The 20754-nt window shown below is 68.7% G+C and carries 33 protein-coding genes; 32 read left to right on the forward strand and 1 reads right to left on the reverse strand.

What is annotated here, in order from left to right:
* Window positions 1–49: 49 nt before the first annotated feature.
* Entirely contained in the window at window positions 50–604 is a 555-nt protein-coding gene (locus tag L6E17_RS24330; protein ID WP_236242859.1) for an ATP-binding protein, read from the reverse strand.
* A gap of 157 nt (window positions 605–761) precedes the next feature.
* On the opposite strand from L6E17_RS24330, the gene L6E17_RS24335 reads away from it, so the two are divergent.
* The 32 genes from L6E17_RS24335 to L6E17_RS24490 all read left to right on the forward strand — a co-directional run bounded on the left by L6E17_RS24335 (window position 762) and on the right by L6E17_RS24490 (window position 20601).
* Entirely contained in the window at window positions 762–1622 is an 861-nt protein-coding gene (locus L6E17_RS24335) for a helix-turn-helix transcriptional regulator (RefSeq protein WP_236242860.1), read from the forward strand.
* Window positions 1619–1828, forward strand: a complete 210-nt coding sequence (locus L6E17_RS24340; protein WP_236242861.1) for a DUF397 domain-containing protein — start codon at window positions 1619–1621, stop codon at window positions 1826–1828. Before L6E17_RS24335 ends, L6E17_RS24340 begins: the two co-directional genes overlap by 4 nt.
* A 279-nt stretch (window positions 1829–2107) precedes the next feature.
* Window positions 2108–3085 carry a hypothetical protein gene (locus L6E17_RS24345; protein WP_236242862.1) on the forward strand — a complete coding sequence of 326 codons (978 nt, stop codon included), beginning with the start codon at window positions 2108–2110 and terminating at the stop codon, window positions 3083–3085.
* 723 nt (window positions 3086–3808) lie between these two features.
* Window positions 3809–4117, forward strand: a complete 309-nt coding sequence (gene rpsJ, locus L6E17_RS24350) for a 30S ribosomal protein S10 (protein ID WP_003948644.1) — start codon at window positions 3809–3811, stop codon at window positions 4115–4117.
* A gap of 13 nt (window positions 4118–4130) precedes the next feature.
* Window positions 4131–4775 carry a 50S ribosomal protein L3 gene (gene rplC, locus L6E17_RS24355; RefSeq protein WP_071273227.1) on the forward strand — a complete coding sequence of 215 codons (645 nt, stop codon included), beginning with the start codon at window positions 4131–4133 and terminating at the stop codon, window positions 4773–4775.
* Between the two features lie 8 nt (window positions 4776–4783).
* The gene (rplD, locus tag L6E17_RS24360; RefSeq protein ID WP_236242863.1) at window positions 4784–5437 is read left to right on the forward strand and encodes a 50S ribosomal protein L4; all 654 of its coding nucleotides are present in this window, start codon (window positions 4784–4786) and stop codon (window positions 5435–5437) included.
* Window positions 5437–5760, forward strand: coding sequence for a 50S ribosomal protein L23 (rplW, locus tag L6E17_RS24365; RefSeq protein ID WP_071273151.1), 324 nt, complete (start codon window positions 5437–5439; stop codon window positions 5758–5760). Before rplD ends, rplW begins: the two co-directional genes overlap by 1 nt.
* A 41-nt stretch (window positions 5761–5801) precedes the next feature.
* On the forward strand, window positions 5802–6638 hold the full coding sequence (gene rplB / locus L6E17_RS24370; protein ID WP_071273154.1) for a 50S ribosomal protein L2: 837 nt from the start codon (window positions 5802–5804) through the stop codon (window positions 6636–6638).
* A 12-nt stretch (window positions 6639–6650) separates the two neighbouring features.
* On the forward strand, window positions 6651–6932 hold the full coding sequence (gene rpsS / locus L6E17_RS24375; RefSeq protein WP_071273157.1) for a 30S ribosomal protein S19: 282 nt from the start codon (window positions 6651–6653) through the stop codon (window positions 6930–6932).
* Between the two features lie 44 nt (window positions 6933–6976).
* Window positions 6977–7324, forward strand: coding sequence for a 50S ribosomal protein L22 (gene rplV / locus L6E17_RS24380; protein WP_236242864.1), 348 nt, complete (start codon window positions 6977–6979; stop codon window positions 7322–7324).
* Window positions 7324–8151: a 30S ribosomal protein S3 gene (gene rpsC / locus L6E17_RS24385; protein WP_071273163.1), complete on the forward strand. Its 828-nt coding sequence runs from the start codon at window positions 7324–7326 to the stop codon at window positions 8149–8151. The genes rplV and rpsC overlap by 1 nt, the downstream gene beginning before the upstream one ends.
* A gap of 5 nt (window positions 8152–8156) precedes the next feature.
* Complete coding sequence (rplP, locus tag L6E17_RS24390) at window positions 8157–8576, forward strand: 50S ribosomal protein L16 (RefSeq protein ID WP_029380975.1); 420 nt, start codon at window positions 8157–8159, stop codon at window positions 8574–8576.
* Window positions 8576–8800 carry a 50S ribosomal protein L29 gene (rpmC, locus tag L6E17_RS24395; RefSeq protein ID WP_071273166.1) on the forward strand — a complete coding sequence of 75 codons (225 nt, stop codon included), beginning with the start codon at window positions 8576–8578 and terminating at the stop codon, window positions 8798–8800. Before rplP ends, rpmC begins: the two co-directional genes overlap by 1 nt.
* Window positions 8800–9087, forward strand: coding sequence for a 30S ribosomal protein S17 (gene rpsQ, locus L6E17_RS24400; protein WP_071273169.1), 288 nt, complete (start codon window positions 8800–8802; stop codon window positions 9085–9087). Before rpmC ends, rpsQ begins: the two co-directional genes overlap by 1 nt.
* A 151-nt stretch (window positions 9088–9238) precedes the next feature.
* Window positions 9239–9607 (forward strand): 50S ribosomal protein L14, encoded by a 369-nt coding sequence (rplN, locus tag L6E17_RS24405; protein ID WP_003956455.1) that lies wholly within the window; start codon window positions 9239–9241, stop codon window positions 9605–9607.
* 2 nt (window positions 9608–9609) lie between these two features.
* Window positions 9610–9933 carry a 50S ribosomal protein L24 gene (rplX, locus tag L6E17_RS24410; RefSeq protein ID WP_071273172.1) on the forward strand — a complete coding sequence of 108 codons (324 nt, stop codon included), beginning with the start codon at window positions 9610–9612 and terminating at the stop codon, window positions 9931–9933.
* Complete coding sequence (gene rplE / locus L6E17_RS24415; RefSeq protein WP_019329632.1) at window positions 9933–10490, forward strand: 50S ribosomal protein L5; 558 nt, start codon at window positions 9933–9935, stop codon at window positions 10488–10490. The genes rplX and rplE overlap by 1 nt, the downstream gene beginning before the upstream one ends.
* Window positions 10491–10495: 5 nt before the next feature.
* Window positions 10496–10681 (forward strand): type Z 30S ribosomal protein S14, encoded by a 186-nt coding sequence (locus L6E17_RS24420; protein WP_003948630.1) that lies wholly within the window; start codon window positions 10496–10498, stop codon window positions 10679–10681.
* 209 nt (window positions 10682–10890) lie between these two features.
* The gene (gene rpsH, locus L6E17_RS24425) at window positions 10891–11289 is read left to right on the forward strand and encodes a 30S ribosomal protein S8 (protein ID WP_071273175.1); all 399 of its coding nucleotides are present in this window, start codon (window positions 10891–10893) and stop codon (window positions 11287–11289) included.
* 21 nt (window positions 11290–11310) lie between these two features.
* Complete coding sequence (rplF, locus tag L6E17_RS24430) at window positions 11311–11850, forward strand: 50S ribosomal protein L6 (RefSeq protein WP_071273178.1); 540 nt, start codon at window positions 11311–11313, stop codon at window positions 11848–11850.
* A 3-nt stretch (window positions 11851–11853) separates the two neighbouring features.
* Complete coding sequence (gene rplR, locus L6E17_RS24435; RefSeq protein WP_236242865.1) at window positions 11854–12237, forward strand: 50S ribosomal protein L18; 384 nt, start codon at window positions 11854–11856, stop codon at window positions 12235–12237.
* Between the two features lie 40 nt (window positions 12238–12277).
* Complete coding sequence (gene rpsE, locus L6E17_RS24440) at window positions 12278–12883, forward strand: 30S ribosomal protein S5 (RefSeq protein ID WP_016645168.1); 606 nt, start codon at window positions 12278–12280, stop codon at window positions 12881–12883.
* Window positions 12883–13065 carry a 50S ribosomal protein L30 gene (rpmD, locus tag L6E17_RS24445; protein ID WP_023587020.1) on the forward strand — a complete coding sequence of 61 codons (183 nt, stop codon included), beginning with the start codon at window positions 12883–12885 and terminating at the stop codon, window positions 13063–13065. The genes rpsE and rpmD overlap by 1 nt, the downstream gene beginning before the upstream one ends.
* A 2-nt stretch (window positions 13066–13067) precedes the next feature.
* Window positions 13068–13523 (forward strand): 50S ribosomal protein L15, encoded by a 456-nt coding sequence (rplO, locus tag L6E17_RS24450; RefSeq protein WP_236242866.1) that lies wholly within the window; start codon window positions 13068–13070, stop codon window positions 13521–13523.
* A gap of 1289 nt (window positions 13524–14812) precedes the next feature.
* Window positions 14813–16132, forward strand: coding sequence for a preprotein translocase subunit SecY (gene secY, locus L6E17_RS24455; RefSeq protein WP_236242867.1), 1320 nt, complete (start codon window positions 14813–14815; stop codon window positions 16130–16132).
* Window positions 16132–16791 carry an adenylate kinase gene (locus L6E17_RS24460; protein ID WP_236242868.1) on the forward strand — a complete coding sequence of 220 codons (660 nt, stop codon included), beginning with the start codon at window positions 16132–16134 and terminating at the stop codon, window positions 16789–16791. Before secY ends, L6E17_RS24460 begins: the two co-directional genes overlap by 1 nt.
* 125 nt (window positions 16792–16916) lie before the next feature.
* Window positions 16917–17753 carry a type I methionyl aminopeptidase gene (gene map / locus L6E17_RS24465; protein ID WP_236242869.1) on the forward strand — a complete coding sequence of 279 codons (837 nt, stop codon included), beginning with the start codon at window positions 16917–16919 and terminating at the stop codon, window positions 17751–17753.
* 177 nt (window positions 17754–17930) lie between these two features.
* The gene (gene infA, locus L6E17_RS24470) at window positions 17931–18152 is read left to right on the forward strand and encodes a translation initiation factor IF-1 (RefSeq protein WP_003956442.1); all 222 of its coding nucleotides are present in this window, start codon (window positions 17931–17933) and stop codon (window positions 18150–18152) included.
* Window positions 18153–18208: 56 nt separating this feature from the next.
* Window positions 18209–18322 (forward strand): 50S ribosomal protein L36, encoded by a 114-nt coding sequence (rpmJ, locus tag L6E17_RS24475; RefSeq protein WP_071273200.1) that lies wholly within the window; start codon window positions 18209–18211, stop codon window positions 18320–18322.
* 192 nt (window positions 18323–18514) lie between these two features.
* Window positions 18515–18895 (forward strand): 30S ribosomal protein S13, encoded by a 381-nt coding sequence (gene rpsM, locus L6E17_RS24480; RefSeq protein ID WP_236242870.1) that lies wholly within the window; start codon window positions 18515–18517, stop codon window positions 18893–18895.
* A gap of 73 nt (window positions 18896–18968) precedes the next feature.
* Window positions 18969–19373 carry a 30S ribosomal protein S11 gene (gene rpsK / locus L6E17_RS24485; RefSeq protein WP_003956432.1) on the forward strand — a complete coding sequence of 135 codons (405 nt, stop codon included), beginning with the start codon at window positions 18969–18971 and terminating at the stop codon, window positions 19371–19373.
* Between the two features lie 205 nt (window positions 19374–19578).
* The gene (locus L6E17_RS24490) at window positions 19579–20601 is read left to right on the forward strand and encodes a DNA-directed RNA polymerase subunit alpha (RefSeq protein ID WP_071273206.1); all 1023 of its coding nucleotides are present in this window, start codon (window positions 19579–19581) and stop codon (window positions 20599–20601) included.
* Window positions 20602–20754 lie beyond the last annotated feature (153 nt).

Raw genomic sequence — 20754 nt, forward strand, 5'->3', positions numbered from 1 at the left:
TGAGCCTAGAACGCCCAACCCGCCCCAGCGCCAGCCCAATTGACCTTTTTCACCCGAGAGGGTGAGCTTGCCCTGAGCGGGGGGAGGGGCGGGGTTTGGAGGGGTCCTTTCCTTCCGTTCGTTCCTTGGAAGGACCGCCGAGCCCACCGGAGCACGGTTCTCCGGGTTCCGGTGCGAAGTCCAGCTCGGCCCACACCGTCTTGCGCGGCGGCGGCCCCGCGGTCACGCCCCACCGGCAGGCCAGTCCGTCGACGATCAGCAGCCCGCGCCCCGACTCCGCGTCGCCAGCAGGCGGCTGCGGGTGGGTGGACGGGATCCGGTCGCCCCGCGTGTCGGTCACCTCGACGCGGAGCGTGCGGCCGCCGTCCGCGAGGTGCAGCTTCAGCAGGGCGTCCCGCCCCGGCACCCGCCCGTGCAGCGCCGCGTTGGCGGCGAGCTCCGCCACGATCTGGACCGCCGCCTCCGTCGCGGGGCGGGGCAGGTCCCTGCGCCCCAACCACCAGGCGGCGAGCTCGCGCGCGAGCCGGGCGCCCGGACGCGAGGGGTGCACGCGGAGGCTGAACTGCCGCTCGTCGGCAACCTCTTGGAGGGTCTTGTGACTCATGTCACGGGATCGTGGGGGAGGAGCCTCTGTGGCCACCAGTGTTTCCACGGTTGCGTACAGTCACTGTCCACTGGCTGTCCGACCGTGTCCGGCCTGTCCGGCGGGGCGTACGGCTATCCAGTGCACGGGTGCGGTGACACGTCGGGAGGTGGCGCGGTTGACGACAGATCTGAAGGGCGACGCGGACGAGCCGGGCTGGGAGGTCGACCCGGACGACGAGTCCGGTGCGGCGGTCGTGGCGACCGTGGGGCGCCAACTCAAGCTGCGCCGGGAGGCTTCGGGCCTGAAGGTGGCGCAGTTCGCGGACGCCATCGGGTACGGCGAGGACCTGGTCTACAAGGTGGAGGCGGGCAGGCGGATTCCCCGCCCCGAGTACCTGGACAAGGCCGACAAGGTCTTGATGGCGGGCGGCCTCGTCGCCGCGATGAAGAAGGACGTGGAGGAGGTCCGCTATCCCAAGAAGGTGCGGGAACTGGCCAAGCTGCAGGCGCAAGCGGTGGAGATCGGGGTGTACGCCAGCCACGGCATCTATGGGCTGCTGCAAACGGAGGGTCACGCTCGGGCGCTGCTGGAGGCTCGACAGCCGCCGTATTCGCAGGACGAGGTCGAGCGTGGCGTGGCAGGGCGTATGGCCAGACACTCCATCTTTGGGAGATCACCTGCGCCGTCGCTGAGCTTCGTCCAGGAAGAGGCTGCGCTGCGACGTCCGATCGGAGGCAGAATGGAATGGCGTCGGCAGCTCCAACGCCTTCTTGAATTGGGTGAGTTGCGGAACGTCTCGCTTCAGGTGATGCCGACGCACGTCGAGGCCCATCCTGGGCTCGATGGCGGGATCCAGGTACTGAAGTTCGGAGACGGCACAGCTATCGGGCGTTCCGAGGGAGCGTTCAACGGTCGCGCGGTGTCCGATCCGAAGCATGTTCGAATCCTGGAACTTCGCTATGGCATGATCCGGGCCCAGGCTCTCACGCCTCGGGAGTCTCTGACCTTCATCAAGCAAGTGCTGGGAGAGGCATGATGCGCACGGCACCCGCTGAACGTGGCTTCTCGCTGGTGTGGTTCAAGAGCAGCTACAGCGACAGCGGCAACGAGAGCGACTGCGTCGAGGTCGCCGCCACCCCCACCACCGTCCACATCCGCGACTCCAAGAACACCAGCGGCCCGCGCCTGTCCGTCGCCCCGCACGCCTGGGCCCGCTTCCTCGGCTACGCCCGGAAGCCCTGATAAGGGCACGCCGTACAGGTGGGGCCGTCGACCGCGCAGGCCGGCAGTACCGGGCTGCTCGGCAAGGCGCGCCGGAACCCCCGACCTCGTAACCCGGCCGGTGAGGGAGCCGGCGTGCCGACGCCGCGCCCCGCAGCCCTGAGCGAGCCGCCGCCGCGCCATCCCGCTCGGCGCCCGGTCACGTGATCGTCACGTTTCCACCACCTCGCTTGCGCACCGCCCCGTCCGTACGTGAAATGCCCAGGTCAACACCCGCAGCAGCAGACCAGGCGAGGACCCATGCCGTCGGACCACGTTCAGAGCCCCTCCGCACCCGCGGCCCTGCGGCGGAGCCGCACCGCGGCCCTGCGGCGGAGCCGCACCGCCGCCGTCGGCGTGCTGGTCGCGCTCGGTCTCACCGTCAGCGGCTGCGGACTCCTCGGCGGCGGGTCCGGTGACCGCCCGGCCGCCGCGTCCCTGCCTCCGGAGACGGCCCGTCCCGGCAGCGCGCCGCCGGAGGAGGTCTTCCCGGACGCGCCCACGGTGAAGGAGCCCTTCCGCGGCTCGCCCGCCCTCCGCTGGGCCGACGGCGCCGCCGGGATCGAGGTGCCGGAGGCCAAGGCGGTCGGCAGCTTCTCCCCGAAGCAGGTCGCCCACGCCCTGGCCGCCGTCAAGGAGCTGCTGGTCGAGGCCAACATCACGCCCGCCACCCTGCGCGGCGAGCACCCCAAGGCGGCGCTCGACCTGCTCGACCCGCTGCAGAAGGACGGGCGCGGGCTCATGGAGGGCGGCCTGCGCAAGCCCACCAAGGACGCCGACCCCGTCATGCTGTTCAGCCGCTTCGACCCGACCGAGACCCGCGTGCTGCGGGACCTGGTCAAGACCCGGGGCCGCATCACGTACGAGAAGGGGGAGAGCGACGGGGAGCTGCTGATCCGCGCCGACTTCTCGTTCGTCTACCCGGTGGTCAAGGTCAAGACGGGCGAGCGGGAGGTCGACCGGTCCGTCATCCGTCGCGAGCTGACGTTCGCGCTGTACGACCCCGAGGAGTACGAGACGACCCCCGGCAAGCTGTTCATGGTCGAGTGGGCGATGTCCTCGGGCAACGACGACTGCAACCGCGCCCCGGACGGCTTCCTGCACCCGACGTTCCCCTCGGACCGCATCGCCCGGCCGGACGCGTCCGCCGCGCCTTCCGGCGAGGCGGTCGACCCGTACGACCGCAGCAAGTCCCTGGACGACATGCCGCAGGAGTGCGCCGAGACCACCCGCGGCTGACCCGGCCCGTCCGGGACACCCGGCCGGTGCGTCCCGTCACGCCCGGCCGGTGCGGCGGCGGTGGCGACGGCCCGCGCGGGCGGGGCCCGGCGCCTCCCCGTACGGGCGCACCTGGCACCACCCGCAGTCCGCGCCCCGTTCCCCGGCGGACGGCCGGGGCCGCGCGCAGCCGTATCCGTGCCCCCAGCGCCCGCAGGGAACCGCCCACCCCCGCCCCGCGGCGCCCGCAGGGCGGTGAGGGGGCGGTCCGAAAGGGGTCGGCAACGGCCCGCCCGCGGGCCCGGCGCGCATCGCGCTCGCGCCCCGGTTTGATCGGTCCCGGCCTCGGGGTAAGCTCTTCGGCTCGATTGGCGGACAGGCTGCCCCGTATGGCAGACTGTCCGGGTTGCTCGGTTGAGTGCCGATGCTGCGCGCCTCCCGCCGGGAGGACCGGAAGCGAGTCCCACAGTACTCGTCGCCCCTGCGTGGGGCGGACGTACGGGAATCTTTCGGGAAGCGTGGGCGGGGCCCTCACCAGGCACCCGGTGGGCTCCGCCGCGGATCCGTACGGATCATGCGGTTCCCCCGGCACCGCGGGCCCGGGTCCGTTCCCCCTTGGTTGGGATCTCCTTTATGGGAGATCTGCGTAGAGGGGGCGCGACACGCCCGACCGCGGGGGTCGGAGGACCAGGGGTCGCCCACCAGGTTCCGGAGCGTTACGAGAGACAGGACTACTGAGTAGCCATGGCGGGACAGAAGATCCGCATCCGGCTCAAGGCCTACGACCACGAGGTCATCGACTCCTCGGCGAAGAAGATCGTCGAGACGGTGACCCGTACCGGTGCGTCGGTCGCGGGCCCGGTGCCGCTGCCCACTGAGAAGAACGTGTACTGCGTCATCAAGTCGCCGCACAAGTACAAGGACTCGCGCGAGCACTTCGAGATGCGTACGCACAAGCGCCTCATCGACATCCTCGACCCCACGCCGAAGACGGTCGACTCGCTCATGCGTCTCGACCTGCCGGCCGGCGTCGACATCGAGATCAAGCTCTGAGGTGACGCGCGAGATGGCTAAGAACATTAAGGGCGTCCTGGGCGAGAAGCTCGGCATGACGCAGGTCTGGGACGAGAACAACCGCGTCGTCCCGGTCACCGTCGTCAAGGCCGGTCCCTGCGTCGTCACCCAGGTCCGCACCAACGACACCGACGGCTACGAGGCGGTCCAGATCGCCTTCGGCGAGATCGACCCGCGCAAGGTGAACAAGCCCCTCAAGGGCCACTTCGCCAAGGCCGACGTCACCCCGCGCCGCCACCTTGTCGAGATCCGCACCGCTGACGCCTCCGAGTACACGCTCGGCCAGGAAGTCACCGCCGAGGTCTTCGAGGCCGGCGTGAAGGTCGACGTCACCGGCAAGAGCAAGGGCAAGGGCTTCGCCGGTGTCATGAAGCGCCACAACTTCCGTGGCCTGGGCGCCGGTCACGGCACCCAGCGCAAGCACCGCTCGCCCGGTTCCATCGGTGGCTGCGCCACCCCGGGCCGCGTGTTCAAGGGCCTCCGCATGGCGGGCCGCATGGGCAACGAGCGGGTCACCACCCAGAACCTGACCGTCCACGCCGTTGACGCGGAGAAGGGTCTGCTGCTCATCAAGGGCGCGGTTCCCGGTCCGAACGGCGGCCTCGTCCTGGTCCGTACCGCGGCCAAGGGGGCCTGAGGTAACCGATGAGCACCATTGACATCCTTTCGCCGGCTGGCGAGAAGGCCGGGACCGTCGAGCTCCCCGCGGAGATCTTCGACGCGAAGGTCAGCGTCCCGCTGATCCACCAGGTCGTCGTCGCCCAGCTGGCCGCTGCCCGTCAGGGCACGCACAAGACCAAGACCCGCGGCGAGGTCCGTGGCGGTGGCAAGAAGCCGTACCGCCAGAAGGGCACCGGTCGCGCCCGCCAGGGTTCGACCCGCGCGCCGCAGTTCGCCGGCGGTGGCGTCGTCCACGGCCCCGTGCCGCGTGACTACTCGCAGCGCACCCCGAAGAAGATGAAGGCCGCCGCCCTCCGCGGTGCCCTCACCGACCGGGCGCGCAACTCCCGCATCCACGTCGTCACCGGCGTGATCGAGGGCGAGGCGCCGTCCACCAAGGCCGCCAGGACCCTGTTCGGCAAGATCAGCGAGCGCAAGAACCTGCTCCTGATCGTCGACCGGGCCGACGAGGCCGCGTGGCTCTCCGCCCGCAACCTGCCCCAGGTGCACATCCTGGAGCCGGGCCAGCTGAACACGTACGACGTGATGCGATCCGACGACGTGGTCTTCACCAAGGCCGCCTTCGAGTCCTTCGTGTCTGGCCCCAAGGCCGTTGAGACCGAAGGGAGCGACGCCTGATGTCCGAGGCGACCGTCACCAGCAAGACCTTCACGGACCCGCGTGACATCCTCGTCAAGCCGGTTGTCTCCGAGAAGAGCTACGCGCTGCTGGACGAGAACAAGTACACGTTCGTCGTCGACCCGCGCGCGAACAAGACCCAGATCAAGCAGGCCGTCGAGGCGGTCTTCTCGGTCAAGGTCACCGGGGTCAACACGATCAACCGGCAGGGCAAGCGCAAGCGCACCCGCACGGGCTTCGGCAAGCGCGCCAACACCAAGCGCGCGATCGTGACCCTTGCCGAGGGCAACCGTATCGACATCTTCGGCGGTCCGACCGCCTAAGGGCGGTCTGGATCGTCCGAATATCGGACGAGGACTGAGAAATGGGTATCCGCAAGTACAAGCCGACGACTCCTGGCCGTCGTGGCGCCAGCGTCGCCGACTTCGTCGAGATCACGCGGTCCACGCCGGAGAAGTCGCTGGTCCGCCCCCTGCACAGCAAGGGCGGCCGTAACAACACCGGTCGTGTGACCGTTCGCCACCAGGGTGGCGGACACAAGCGCGCCTACCGCGTGATCGACTTCCGTCGTCACGACAAGGACGGCGTCCCGGCGAAGGTCGCTCACATCGAGTACGACCCGAACCGCACCGCGCGCATCGCGCTCCTGCACTACGCGGACGGCGAGAAGCGCTACATCATCGCCCCCAAGGGCCTCCACCAGGGCGACCGGATCGAGAACGGCCCCGGCGCCGACATCAAGCCCGGCAACAACCTGGCCCTCCGCAACATCCCGGTCGGTACCACGATCCACGCGATCGAGCTCCGTCCCGGTGGCGGTGCCAAGTTCGCCCGGTCCGCCGGCGCCTCCGTGCAGCTGCTCGCGAAGGAGGGCTCCATGGCCCACCTCCGCATGCCGTCCGGTGAGATCCGCCTGGTCGACGTCCGCTGCCGCGCCACCATCGGCGAGGTCGGCAACGCCGAGCAGTCGAACATCAACTGGGGCAAGGCCGGCCGCAAGCGCTGGCTGGGCGTTCGCCCGACCGTCCGCGGTGTGGCGATGAACCCGGTTGACCACCCGCACGGTGGTGGTGAGGGCAAGACCTCCGGTGGTCGCCACCCGGTCTCCCCCTGGGGTCAGAAGGAGGGTCGTACGCGTTCTCCCAAGAAGGCGAGCAACAAGTACATCGTCCGCCGCCGCAAGACGAACAAGAAGCGCTAGGAGCGGGTTTAGATGCCGCGTAGTCTCAAGAAGGGGCCCTTCGTCGACGACCACCTGATCAAGAAGGTGGACACGCAGAACGAAGCAGGCACCAAGAACGTCATCAAGACCTGGTCCCGTCGCTCGATGATCGTCCCGGCCATGCTCGGCCACACGATCGCGGTGCACAACGGTAAGACCCACGTCCCGGTGTTCGTCACCGAGTCGATGGTCGGCCACAAGCTCGGCGAGTTCTCGCCGACCCGCACCTTCCGCGGCCACGTCAAGGAAGACCGGAAGTCGAAGCGCCGCTAAAGGCGGGGTGTGAACGACTGATGACTTACACCGAAGGGACAACCATGGAAGCCAGGGCCCAGGCGCGGTACATCCGCGTCACGCCCATGAAGGCCCGCCGCGTGGTGGACCTCATCCGTGGCATGGATGCCACGGAGGCTCAGGCGGTCCTGCGTTTCGCCCCGCAGGCCGCGAGCGTGCCGGTCAAGAAGGTGCTGGACAGCGCCATCGCCAACGCCGCGCACAACAACAACCACACGGACGCCTCCACGCTGTTCATCAGCGAGGCGTACGTGGACGAGGGTCCGACCCTGAAGCGGTTCCGTCCGCGCGCCCAGGGCCGCGCCTACCGGATCCGTAAGCGGACCAGCCACATCACTGTGGTCGTCAGCAGCAAGGAAGGAACCCGGTAATGGGCCAGAAGGTAAACCCGCACGGGTTCCGGCTCGGCATCACCACCGACTTCAAGTCGCGCTGGTACGCCGACAAGCTGTACAAGGACTACGTCAAGGAAGACGTCGCCATCCGTCGGATGATGACGTCCGGCATGGAGCGCGCCGGCATCTCCAAGGTCGAGATCGAGCGCACCCGTGACCGCGTCCGCGTGGACATCCACACCGCTCGCCCGGGCATCGTCATCGGCCGCCGCGGCGCCGAGGCCGACCGCATCCGCGGCGACCTGGAGAAGCTCACCGGCAAGCAGGTCCAGCTGAACATCCTCGAGGTCAAGAACCCCGAGGTCGACGCTCAGCTCGTGGCCCAGGCCGTCGCCGAGCAGCTGTCCTCCCGCGTCTCCTTCCGCCGTGCCATGCGCAAGAGCATGCAGTCGGCCATGAAGGCGGGCGCCAAGGGCATCAAGATCCAGTGCGGTGGCCGCCTCGGCGGCGCCGAGATGTCCCGCTCGGAGTTCTACCGCGAGGGCCGTGTGCCGCTGCACACCCTCCGCGCGAACGTCGAGTACGGCTTCTTCGAGGCCAAGACCACCTTCGGCCGCATCGGCGTGAAGGTGTGGATCTACAAGGGCGACGTCAAGAACATCGCCGAGGTTCGCGCCGAGAACGCCGCCGCCCGCGCCGGCAACCGCCCGGCCCGCGGCGGTGCCGACCGCCCGGCCCGCGGTGGCCGCGGCGAGCGCGGCGGTCGCGGCCGCAAGCCGCAGCAGCAGAACGCCGCCGCCGAGGCCCCCAAGGCCGAGGCCGCTGCCGCTGCTCCGGCTGAGAGCACCGGAACGGAGGCCTGACCGACATGCTGATCCCCCGTAGGGTCAAGCACCGCAAGCAGCACCACCCCAAGCGGAACGGTATGTCCAAGGGTGGTACGCAGGTTGCGTTCGGCGAGTACGGCATTCAGGCCCTCACCCCGGCGTACGTGACCAACCGCCAGATCGAGGCGGCCCGTATCGCGATGACCCGCCACATCAAGCGTGGCGGCAAGGTCTGGATCAACATCTACCCGGACCGCCCGCTGACCAAGAAGCCTGCCGAGACCCGCATGGGTTCCGGTAAGGGTTCCCCGGAGTGGTGGGTCGCGAACGTCAAGCCCGGTCGGGTCATGTTCGAGCTGTCCTACCCGAACGAGAAGATCGCGCGTGAGGCCCTCACTCGTGCGGCCCACAAGCTGCCGATGAAGTGCCGGATCGTTAAGCGCGAAGCAGGTGAGGCGTGATGTCGGCCGGTACCAAGGCGTCCGAGCTGCGCGAGCTGGGCAACGAGGAGCTTGTCGGCAAGCTCCGCGAGGCCAAGGAAGAGCTGTTCAACCTCCGCTTCCAGGCGGCGACCGGTCAGCTCGAGAACCACGGCCGTCTGAAGGCGGTCCGTAAGGACATCGCCCGGATCTACACCCTGATGCGCGAGCGCGAGCTCGGTATCGAGACGGTGGAGAGCGCCTGATGAGCGAGAGCAACGTGACTGAGCAGCAGAAGACCGAGCGCAACGCGCGCAAGACCCGTGAGGGTTACGTCGTCAGCGACAAGATGGACAAGACCGTCGTCGTCGCCGTCGAGGACCGCGTGAAGCACGCGCTGTACGGCAAGGTCATCCGCCGTACGAACAAGCTCAAGGCGCACGACGAGCAGAACGCTGCCGGCGTCGGCGACCGCGTCCTCCTGATGGAGACCCGGAAGCTGTCCGCCACGAAGCACTGGCGCGTCGTCGAGATCCTCGAGAAGGCCAAGTAAGAGTGCGGGGGCACCGCCTCGTGGACCACGAGGCGGGCCGTCCCCGCAAGCCCCCGCTGGGGCACGCCCCAGCACTTAGTTCCGCCAGGCTCCGCCGGGGGCTGGGAGACCAGCCCCCGGCGGGGAACCGGCAGACGATCAGGAGATAGACGTGATCCAGCAGGAGTCGCGACTTCGGGTCGCCGACAACACTGGTGCGAAGGAGATCCTTTGCATCCGTGTGCTCGGTGGCTCCGGTCGCCGCTACGCGGGCATCGGTGACGTCATCGTCGCCACCGTCAAGGACGCGATCCCCGGTGGCAACGTGAAGAAGGGTGACGTCGTCAAGGCGGTCATCGTTCGCACCGTCAAGGAGCGCCGCCGCCAGGACGGCTCGTACATCCGCTTCGACGAGAACGCCGCCGTCATTCTGAAGAACGACGGCGACCCTCGCGGCACCCGTATCTTCGGCCCCGTGGGCCGTGAGCTGCGCGAGAAGAAGTTCATGAAGATCATCTCGCTCGCGCCGGAGGTGCTGTAAGCATGAAGATCAAGAAGGGCGACCTGGTCCAGGTCATCACCGGTAAGGACAAGGGCAAGCAGGGCAAGGTCATCGCGGCCTACCCCCGCGAGGACCGCGTCCTGGTCGAGGGTGTCAACCGGGTCAAGAAGCACGTCAAGGCGAACCAGCCGGGCCGCGCCTCCCAGGCCGGCGGCATCGTCACGGTCGAGGCCCCGGTCCACGTGAGCAACGTTCAGCTCGTCGTGGAGAAGGACGGCCAGAAGGTCGTGACCCGCGTCGGTTACCGCTTCGACGAGAACGGCAACAAGATCCGCGTTGCCAAGCGGACGGGTGAGGACATCTGATGGCTACCACCACCACTCCGCGTCTGAAGACGAAGTACCGCGAGGAGATCGCGGGCAAGCTGCGTGAGGAGTTCTCGTACGAGAACGTCATGCAGGTTCCCGGCCTCGTCAAGATCGTGGTCAACATGGGTGTGGGCGACGCCGCCCGCGACTCCAAGCTGATCGAGGGCGCCATCCGCGACCTCACCACGATCACCGGTCAGAAGCCGGCCGTCACCAAGGCCCGCAAGTCCATCGCGCAGTTCAAGCTGCGTGAGGGTCAGCCGATCGGTGCCCACGTCACGCTCCGTGGCGACCGCATGTGGGAGTTCCTCGACCGCACCCTGTCGCTCGCGCTCCCGCGCATCCGCGACTTCCGCGGCCTGTCCCCCAAGCAGTTCGACGGCCGTGGCAACTACACCTTCGGTCTCACGGAGCAGGTCATGTTCCACGAGATCGACCAGGACAAGATCGACCGCGTCCGGGGTATGGACATCACCGTGGTGACCACGGCGACCAACGACGCTGAGGGCCGCGCGCTCCTCCGTCACCTCGGCTTCCCGTTCAAGGAGGCGTGAGCGAGATGGCGAAGAAGGCTCTGATCGCGAAGGCTGCTCGCAAGCCCAAGTTCGGTGTGCGTGGCTACACCCGTTGCCAGCGCTGCGGTCGTCCGCACTCCGTGTACCGCAAGTTCGGCCTGTGCCGTGTGTGCCTTCGTGAGATGGCTCACCGCGGCGAGCTGCCGGGCGTCACCAAGAGCTCCTGGTAACAACCGACTTCGGTTGATGCCAGGCTCTCGGTAAGCACTCTGGCCGGCAGTCGCCCTTCTCCCCATGCCGTAGGCTTGCGGGGTTGGGCGCCTGCCGCCCATACGACTTACTACGCCGTAGGTCCCCGCGCCGCACCCGTCCCGCCCCTGAGCGGGGAGAGGGATGGCGCATACAGGAAACCCCGGCGAGAGAGGCCCAAGGCCAATTCATGACCATGACTGATCCGATCGCAGACATGCTCACGCGTCTGCGCAACGCGAACTCGGCGTACCACGACTCCGTGTCGATGCCGCACAGCAAGATCAAGTCTCACATCGCGGAGATCCTCAAGCAGGAGGGCTTCATCACGGACTGGAAGGTCGAGGACGCAGAGGTCGGCAAGAACCTCGTCCTCGAGCTCAAGTACGGTCCGAACCGCGAGCGCTCCATCGCGGGCATCAAGCGGATCTCGAAGCCCGGTCTCCGGGTCTACGCGAAGTCCACGAACCTGCCGAAGGTCCTCGGCGGTCTCGGCGTGGCGATCATCTCCACGTCGCACGGCCTCCTGACCGGCCAGCAGGCGCAGAAGAAGGGCGTGGGTGGGGAAGTCCTCGCCTACGTCTGGTAATCGGGAACGGAGGAATAGCCAATGTCGCGTATCGGCAAGCTCCCCATCTCGGTTCCCGCTGGTGTGGACGTCACCATCGACGGCCGCACGGTGCAGGTGAAGGGCCCCAAGGGCACCCTGAGCCACACCGTCGCCGCGCCGATCGAGATCGCTAGGGACGAGGACGGCACCCTGCGTGTCACCCGCCCGAACGACGAGCGTCAGAACAAGGCCCTGCACGGCCTGTCCCGCACGCTGGTGGCGAACATGATCACCGGCGTGACCCAGGGGTACACGAAGGCGCTCGAGATCAGCGGTGTCGGTTACCGCGTCGCCGCCAAGGGCTCCAACCTGGAGTTCCAGCTCGGATACAGCCACCCGATCCTGGTGGAGGCCCCCGAGGGCATCTCCTTCAAGGTCGAGTCGCCGACCAAGTTCTCGGTCGAGGGCATCGACAAGCAGAAGGTCGGCGAGGTCGCCGCGAACATCCGCAAGCTGCGCAAGCCCGACCCGTACAAGGCCAAGGGCGTGAAGTACGCGGGCGAGGTCATCCGCCGCAAGGTCGGAAAGGCTGGTAAGTAAGCCATGGCATACGGCGTGAAGATTGCCAAGGGCAAGGCCTACAAGGGCGCTGCTCTGAAGCGTCGCCACATCCGCATCCGCAAGAAGATCGCGGGTACGGCGGACCGTCCGCGTCTGGTCGTGACGCGCTCCAACCGTGGCATCACCGCCCAGGTCATCGACGACATCGCCGGCCGCACGGTCGCTTCGGCGTCGCACCTGGACGCGTCCATCCGCGGTGGCGAGGGCGACAAGTCGGCGAAGGCGAAGCAGGTCGGCCAGCTCGTGGCCGAGCGTGCCAAGGCCGCCGGCGTCGAGACCGTCGTGTTCGACCGCGGTGGCAACAGGTACGCGGGGCGCATCGCCGCCCTGGCGGACGCCGCCCGCGAAGCCGGACTCAAGTTCTGAGCCGCTTCCGTAGCTAGCGGAGAAGAGAGAGGTAATTCCAATGGCTGGACCCCAGCGCCGCGGTGGCGGCGCCGGTGGCGGCGAGCGGCGGGACCGGAAGGGCCGTGACGGCGGCGCTGCTGCCGCCGAGAAGACCGCGTACGTTGAGCGCGTCGTCGCGATCAACCGTGTTGCCAAGGTTGTGAAGGGTGGTCGTCGCTTCAGCTTCACCGCGCTGGTCGTGGTGGGCGACGGTGACGGCACCGTGGGTGTCGGTTACGGCAAGGCCAAGGAGGTGCCGGCCGCGATCGCCAAGGGCGTGGAGGAGGCCAAGAAGCACTTCTTCAAGGTCCCCCGCATCCAGGGCACCATCCCGCACCCCATCCAGGGTGAGAAGGCCGCGGGCGTCGTCCTGCTCAAGCCTGCTTCCCCCGGTACCGGTGTGATCGCCGGTGGCCCGGTGCGCGCCGTCCTGGAGTGCGCCGGCGTCCACGACATCCTGTCGAAGTCGCTCGGCTCCGACAACGCGATCAACATCGTGCACGCGACCGTGGCGGCCCTGAAGGGCCTGCAGCGTCCCGAGGAGATCGCGGCCCGCCGCGGTCTGCCGCTGGAGGACGTCGCCCCCGCGGCCCTGCTGCGTGCGCGTGCGGGAGCGGGTGCGTAATGGCTCGCCTCAAGATCACGCAGACGAAGTCGTACATCGGCAGCAAGCAGAACCACCGTGACACTCTGCGGACCCTGGGCCTCAAGCGCCTGGGTGACGTGGTCGTCAAGGAGGACCGCCCCGAGTTCCGCGGCATGGTGCACACCGTCCGCCACCTCGTGACGGTCGAGGAGGTCGACTGATCATGGCGGAGCAGAACCCGCTGAAGATCCACAACCTCCGTCCCGCCCCGGGCGCGAAGACCGCCAAGACCCGTGTGGGTCGTGGTGAGGCGTCGAAGGGTAAGACGGCCGGTCGTGGTACCAAGGGCACCAAGGCCCGTTACCAGGTTCCGGAGCGCTTCGAGGGTGGCCAGATGCCCCTCCACATGCGTCTCCCGAAGCTCAAGGGCTTCAAGAACCCCTTCAAGACCGAGTACCAGGTCGTGAACCTGGACAAGCTCGCGTCCCTCTACCCCGAGGGTGGCGAGGTCACGGTCGACGACCTGGTCGCCAAGGGCGCGGTTCGCAAGAACCAGCTCGTCAAGGTGCTCGGCCAGGGCGAGATCTCCGTGGCGCTGCAGGTGACGGTCGACGCCGTCTCCGGCTCCGCCAAGGAGAAGATCACCGCCGCCGGCGGTACGGTCACCGAGCTCGTCTGAGCCTCGCGCTGACGCTTCACGGCCCGGGTGGCCGCCCCTTGAGGGCGGTCACCCGGGCCGCGGCGTTTCCCGGGGCGCTCCGGGCGCTGGGCCGGTCGGGCCGCGTTCGGCCCGGGTGCCGGTCCTGGCACGTGCCCTCCGCAGCGAACCGCCGACTCCGCCGGGCGGGGTGCGGCGGCCCGCGACGGTGGGCCGGGCAAGGTGCAGGGCCTGGCGGGGCAGGCCCGCGCCGACACGTCGCGCCGCAGGGGCGGCAGCCGGGACCGGGCTGTGACGGCGGGCCTTCGGCCTCTCACACTTCGAGCCGGCGGGCCTCCCGGTAGCCGGTGCGGGCGTCGGCGCGGCTCCGTGGCACCCCGGGGCGGCGGCCGCCTCGGAGGTGTGCGGTGCGGCGGCCGCTGCCTGGGCGCCGCCTTCCGTACGGATGCGGCGGGCGGCTCGTCGGTGGTGGCGGGGCGTGCGGGGGGACACCGGCCGAGGGGGCCGGGCTCCGGGCCCGCCTGAGGGCCGGTACGGTCCGCTGGCGCCGCGACCGTGCCCCGCCCGGCAGCGGACCCCGGACCCGGGCGCCCGCCTGGACGGCGGCCCCGGCGGCCGGCGCGCCCGCACACCGCCTGGCGGCGCGGGCTCCCGGGCTCCCGGGGTCCCGGCCCTGAGCCTCGGGCCGCTGTGGCGCCCGGCGGCCGTGACGGGAACTGCCGTACCGCGAGCCGTCGGGCCGCACGGCGGCGGTCGGCGTCCGGTACGGGGAGCGCCGTACCGCACAGCCGTCGAAGCTCTGCGCCCGCAGCGAACCTCCCGCACGTGCCGCACGGCCCCCGGCGCCGCCGCACCCGCGTGCGCACCGTCCCGCGGCCGCCTCCCCTGCCCCCGGTTCACTGCCGCCGCCGTGCCCTCCGAGGCGCCGGGGCACGGCACACCCCGAGGCCCTGCCACCGTCCGGACCTGGGCTCCTGCCCGTTCCGCCCGCCCGGCGGCGAGGCCGGGCTGCCCGCCGCCGTGCCGGTCCGGCCGCCGGGCCGGGCGAGCTCCACGGAAACCGGGGCCGGGGGGTCGCGCTTGCGGGTGAATGGCGGGCGGGGGGAGCGGGAGGCCCCGGACCCCCGTTCAGCAGGGGCGTCCCGGCCTACGGGCCCCCGCAGATGTTTCCCGTGGCACGCAAGGGCGGGTAGGGTGGCGCCATTAATCTTCGGGCGGACTGTGCGCGCACAGTGCCGCCCTGCCAGGTAACCGCTGATTCTTTAACCCGTCGCCTCTGACGCGCTAGCTCGGGGGTCGCAGGAGGCACCGTGCTCACCGCGTTCGCCCGGGCGTTCAAGACGCCCGACCTGCGTAAGAAGCTGCTCTTCACGTTCGGCATCATCGTGATCTACCGGCTCGGTGCGCACATCCCCGTTCCCGGTGTGAACTACGAGAACGTCCAGATCTGTGTCAACCAGGCACAGCAGGGCAACAACAACCTGCTCGGTCTCGTGAACATGTTCAGCGGTGGTGCCCTGCTGCAGATCACCATCTTCGCGCTCGGCATCATGCCGTACATCACGGCGAGCATCATCCTTCAGCTGCTGACCGTGGTCATCCCGCGGCTGGAAGCCCTCAAGAAGGAGGGGCAGACCGGCCAGGCGAAGATCACGCAGTACACGCGCTACCTGACCGTCGCGCTCGCCATCCTCCAGGGCACCGGCCTGGTCGCCACCGCCAAGAGCGGTGCGCTGTTCACCGGCTGCACCGTGGGCACCCAGATCGTGCACAACCCGACGATCTTCACGATCATCGTCATGGTCATCACGATGACCGCCGGTACCGCCCTCGTCATGTGGCTCGGTGAGCTCGTCACCGACCGCGGCATCGGCAACGGCATGTCGATCCTGATGTTCATCTCGATCGCCGCCGGCTTCCCCGGCTCCCTCTGGGCCATCAAGGAGAGCGGCAAGCTCGCCAAGGGCTGGATCGAGTTCGGCACCGTCATCCTGATCGGCTTCGTGATGGTCGCCCTGGTCGTCTTCGTCGAGCAGGCCCAGCGCCGCATCCCGGTCCAGTACGCGAAGCGCATGATCGGCCGCCGGTCCTACGGCGGCACCTCGACGTACATCCCGCTCAAGGTGAACCAGGCGGGTGTGATTCCCGTCATCTTCGCCTCGTCGCTGCTGTACATCCCGATCCTGATCGTCCAGTTCGCAGGCAACGCCAACACCGGGTGGTCTGCGTGGATTCAGCAGCATATGGTCGATGGCAAGCCCATCCACACGGTCGTCTACTTCTTCCTGATCGTGTTCTTCGCCTTCTTCTACGTGGCCATCTCCTTCAACCCCGAGGAAGTGGCCGACAACATGAAGAAGTATGGTGGCTTCATCCCGGGCATCCGGGCTGGTCGACCTACTGCTGAGTACCTGAGCTACGTGCTGAACCGGATCACTTGGCCGGGCTCGCTGTACCTGGGTCTGATCGCTCTCGTGCCGACAATGGCGTTGGCGGGCTTCGGCGGTGCGAACCAGAACTTCCCGTTCGGCGGGACGAGCATCCTGATCATCGTGGGTGTGGGGCTGGAGACCGTGAAGCAGATCGAGAGCCAGCTCCAGCAGCGCAACTACGAAGGGTTCCTCCGCTGATGCGAATCGTCCTCGTCGGGCCGCCCGGTGCAGGCAAGGGTACGCAAGCCGCGTTCCTCGCCAAGAACCTGTCGATCCCGCACATCTCCACGGGCGACCTGTTCCGAGCCAACATCAGCCAGGGCACCGAGCTGGGCAAGCAGGCGAAGGCGTTCATGGACGCCGGCCAGCTGGTCCCCGACGAGGTCACCATCGGGATGGCCAAGGACCGCATGTCCCAGCCGGACGCCACCGGTGGCTTCCTGCTCGACGGCTTCCCCCGCAACGTGGCCCAGGCCCAGGCGCTCGACGCCATGCTGGAGGCCGAGGGCATGAAGCTGGACGCGGTGCTCGACCTGGAGGTCCCCGAGGACGAGGTCGTGAAGCGGATCGCGGGCCGCCGCATCTGCCGCAACGACAGCGCGCACGTCTTCCACGTGTCGTACACCCCGCCGAAGCAGGACGGCGTCTGCGACGTCTGCGGCGGCGAGCTCTACCAGCGCGACGACGACTCCGAGGAGACCGTCCGCACGCGGCTGGACGTCTACCACACGCAGACCGAGCCGATCATCGACCACTACAAGGGCCAGGGCCTGGTCGTGACGATCTCCGCGCTCGGCAAGGTGAACGAGGTCACCGACCGCGCCATGGGCGCCCTGCGGGGCGAGCAGGCCGCGTAACCCTCCTCTCCGTCGTCTCGGCCGCGGTGCCCGCTGGGTGCCGCGGCCGAGGCGTTGTCGTCGGGCGCGCGCCCGTATGGTGGTACTGCAGTCCCTTCGTCCGTCCGAGAAAGGCGTCAGCCGACATGGTGCAGATCAAGACCCCGGAGCAGATCGCGAAAATGCGCGAGGCGGGGCTGGTCGTCGCCGCCATCCACCAGGCGACGCGTGAGGCGGCCGTCCCCGGGGCCACCACCAAGGACCTCGACGAGGCGGCCCGGAAGGTCATCGCCGAGCACGGCGCCAAGTCGAACTTCCTCGGCTACGGCGGCTTCCCCGCGACCATCTGCACCTCGGTCAACGAGGTCGTCGTCCACGGCATCCCCAGCGACGACGTCGTCCTCAAGGACGGCGACATCATCTCCGTCGACGCCGGCGCCATCGTCGACGGCTGGCACGGCGACGCCGCGTACACCGCGTTCGTCGGCTCCGGGCACGCCCCCGAGCTGATCGAGCTGTCCCGGGTCACCGAGGCGTCCATGTGGGCCGGCATCGCCGCGATGAAGAACGGCAACCGCCTGGTGGACATCTCCCGGGCCATCGAGACCTACATCCGCCGCCAGCCGAAGCCGGGCGGCGGCACGTACGGGATCATCGAGGACTACGGCGGCCACGGCATCGGCTCCGAGATGCACATGGACCCGCACCTGCTGAACTACGTCACCCGCAAGCGCGGCAAGGGCCCGAAGCTGGTGCCCGGCTTCTGCCTGGCGATCGAGCCGATGGTGTCGCTCGGGACGCCCAGGACCGAGGTCCTGGAGGACGACTGGACCGTCATCACGACCGACGGCACCTGGTCCTCGCACTGGGAGCACTCGGTCGCCCTCACCGAGGACGGGCCGCTCGTCCTGACGGCCCCCGACGGCGGCAAGGCCCGGCTCGCGGAACTCGGCGTCACCGCGGCCCCCGACCCGCTCGGCTAGGACCCCCGGTCCCCGCGCGCGAACCCGCGCCCCCAGCGCGCGTAGGGATCATCGGGGGTGGGCAGAATTCGTCTTTCCGCGGGGCGTGGCGTAGACTGACGCGTCGGCTCTCGTGTACCCGTGTGTCCGCACACGGATGCGGGAGTCGATCAAGGTAGCCGATTCGAAGGGCGAAGCGTGGCCAAGAAGCAAGGTGCCATCGAAATTGAGGGCACCGTGATCGAGTCCCTGCCGAACGCGATGTTCAAGGTGGAGCTCCAGAACGGTCACAAGGTCCTCGCGCACATCAGCGGCAAGATGCGGATGCACTACATCCGTATCCTCCCGGATGACCGGGTCGTCGTGGAGCTGTCTCCGTACGACCTGACGCGTGGCCGGATCGTCTACCGATACAAGTAGATCTTGTCCGTGCCCCATTCCGCGGGGCGCTGGCACTGACCCGGAGAACCTCACCCATGAAGGTCAAGCCGAGCGTCAAGACGATCTGCGACAAGTGCAAGGTGATCCGCCGTCACGGCCGGGTCATGGTCATCTGCGAAAACCTGCGCCACAAGCAGCGCCAGGGCTGACGCACGCCGACCGACCTGCACTCCGCAGTTCACGCGCGACGCAACGTTTTTCAGTACATACGCAGTGCCCGCCGGACCGGGGTTGCACCCGGTTGGCGACACCTCCGGCGGGGGCCGGGGACCCGGAACGTACCTCGTACGGCGGCCGGGAACGGCACTGCGGAAGACCCCCGAGAACACAGGAGCCATTGAATGGCACGCGTTTCCGGTGTCGACATCCCGCGCGACAAGCGCGTGGAGGTCGCACTCACCTACGTCTTCGGCATTGGCCGCACCCTGGCGCAGGAGACCCTCGCCGCCACTGGTGTGAACCCGAACACCCGCGTTCGCGACCTGTCCGAAGAGGACCTGGTCAAGATCCGCGAGTACGTGGACAACAACATCAAGACCGAGGGTGACCTCCGCCGCGAGATCCAGGCCGACATCCGCCGCAAGGTCGAGATCGGCTGCTACCAGGGTCTGCGCCACCGCCGTGGTCTGCCGGTCCGCGGTCAGCGCACCAGCACGAACGCTCGTACCCGCAAGGGCCCGCGTCGCGCCATCGCCGGTAAGAAGAAGCCGGGCAAGAAGTAGTCCGCAGCGGACGAACCGTCCACGGTCTTCGCTCTTCGCTGTAGGACCGACCACCTCCCGTAGGAGTTAAGAGATGCCCCCCAAGGGACGTCAGGGCGCTGCCAAGAAGGTGCGCCGCAAGGAAAAGAAGAACGTCGCTCACGGCCACGCGCACATCAAGAGCACGTTCAACAACACGATCGTCTCGATCACGGACCCGTCCGGCAACGTGATCTCCTGGGCCTCCGCTGGCCACGTCGGCTTCAAGGGCTCGCGCAAGTCGACCCCGTTCGCCGCGCAGATGGCCGCCGAGTCCGCCGCGCGTCGCGCCCAGGAGCACGGCATGCGCAAGGTCGACGTCTTCGTCAAGGGCCCGGGCTCCGGTCGTGAGACCGCGATCCGCTCCCTCCAGGCCACCGGCCTTGAGGTCGGCTCCATCCAGGACGTCACGCCGACCCCGCACAACGGCTGCCGCCCGCCGAAGCGCCGCCGCGTCTGACGTGGGTGCGGCGCGGTCTCCGTGTGAGCGGAGGTGACCCGCGCCGCCGCGTCCGACACTGCGCGCTCCGCATCGCTTGAGGTCCGGGCGGTACGCCTCTTTTCCGGCGTGCCGCCCGTACCCTTGCTAAGTAACAGCACCGGGCAGCCGCCCGGTGGCCGAGGACGTCAAATAGCGGGCGTCCACGACTGAAGGACACATCACCATGCTGATCGCTCAGCGTCCCTCGCTGACCGAAGAGGTTGTCGACGAGTACCGCTCGCGGTTCGTCATCGAGCCGCTGGAGCCCGGCTTCGGCTACACGCTCGGCAACTCCCTCCGTCGCACCCTCCTCTCCTCCATCCCCGGTGCCGCTGTCACCAGCATCCGCATCGACGGGGTCCTGCACGAGTTCACCACCGTGCCGGGCGTCAAGGAGGACGTCACCGACCTGATCCTCAACATCAAGCAGCTCGTCGTCTCCTCGGAGCACGACGAGCCCGTCGTGATGTACCTGCGCAAGCAGGGCCCGGGTCTGGTCACCGCCGCCGACATCGCGCCCCCGGCCGGTGTCGAGGTGCACAACCCCGACCTCGTCCTCGCCACGCTCAACAGCAAGGGCAAGCTGGAGATGGAGCTGACCGTCGAGCGCGGTCGCGGCTACGTCTCCGCGGTGCAGAACAAGCAGGTGGGCCAGGAGATCGGCCGCATCCCGGTCGACTCCATCTACTCGCCCGTCCTGAAGGTGACCTACAAGGTCGAGGCCACCCGAGTCGAGCAGCGCACCGACTTCGACAAGCTGATCGTCGACGTCGAGACCAAGCAGGCCATGCGGCCGCGCGACGCCATGGCGTCCGCGGGCAAGACGCTGGTCGAGCTGTTCGGTCTCGCCCGCGAGCTGAACATCGACGCCGAGGGCATCGACATGGGCCCGTCCCCCACGGACGCCGCCCTGGCCGCCGACCTGGCGCTGCCCATCGAGGAGCTGGAGCTCACCGTCCGCTCCTACAACTGCCTCAAGCGCGAGGGCATCCACTCCGTGGGCGAGCTCGTCGCCCGCTCCGAGGCCGACCTGCTCGACATCCGCAACTTCGGTGCGAAGTCGATCGACGAGGTCAAGGCGAAGCTGGCCGGCATGGGCCTGGCCCTCAAGGACAGCCCGCCCGGATTCGACCCGACCTCCGCCGCCGACACCTTCGGCGCGGACGACGACGCCGACTCCGGCTTCGTCGAGACCGAGCAGTACTGACCGAGCGGTACCGACCGACCGGGGCGGCCCCCAGCGGACCGCCCCGGCCGGCACCGGCACCACCGAGCCCCCGCGCTCACGCGATTGCTGCCCGCAGGCACCCGCCTGCGGGGTCCTGACACCGGTACCTGACACGGCCGGTGCAGATCACAA

The sequence above is a fragment of the Streptomyces sp. CC228A genome (assembly GCF_021390935.1).
Lineage (GTDB): Bacteria > Actinomycetota > Actinomycetes > Streptomycetales > Streptomycetaceae > Streptomyces.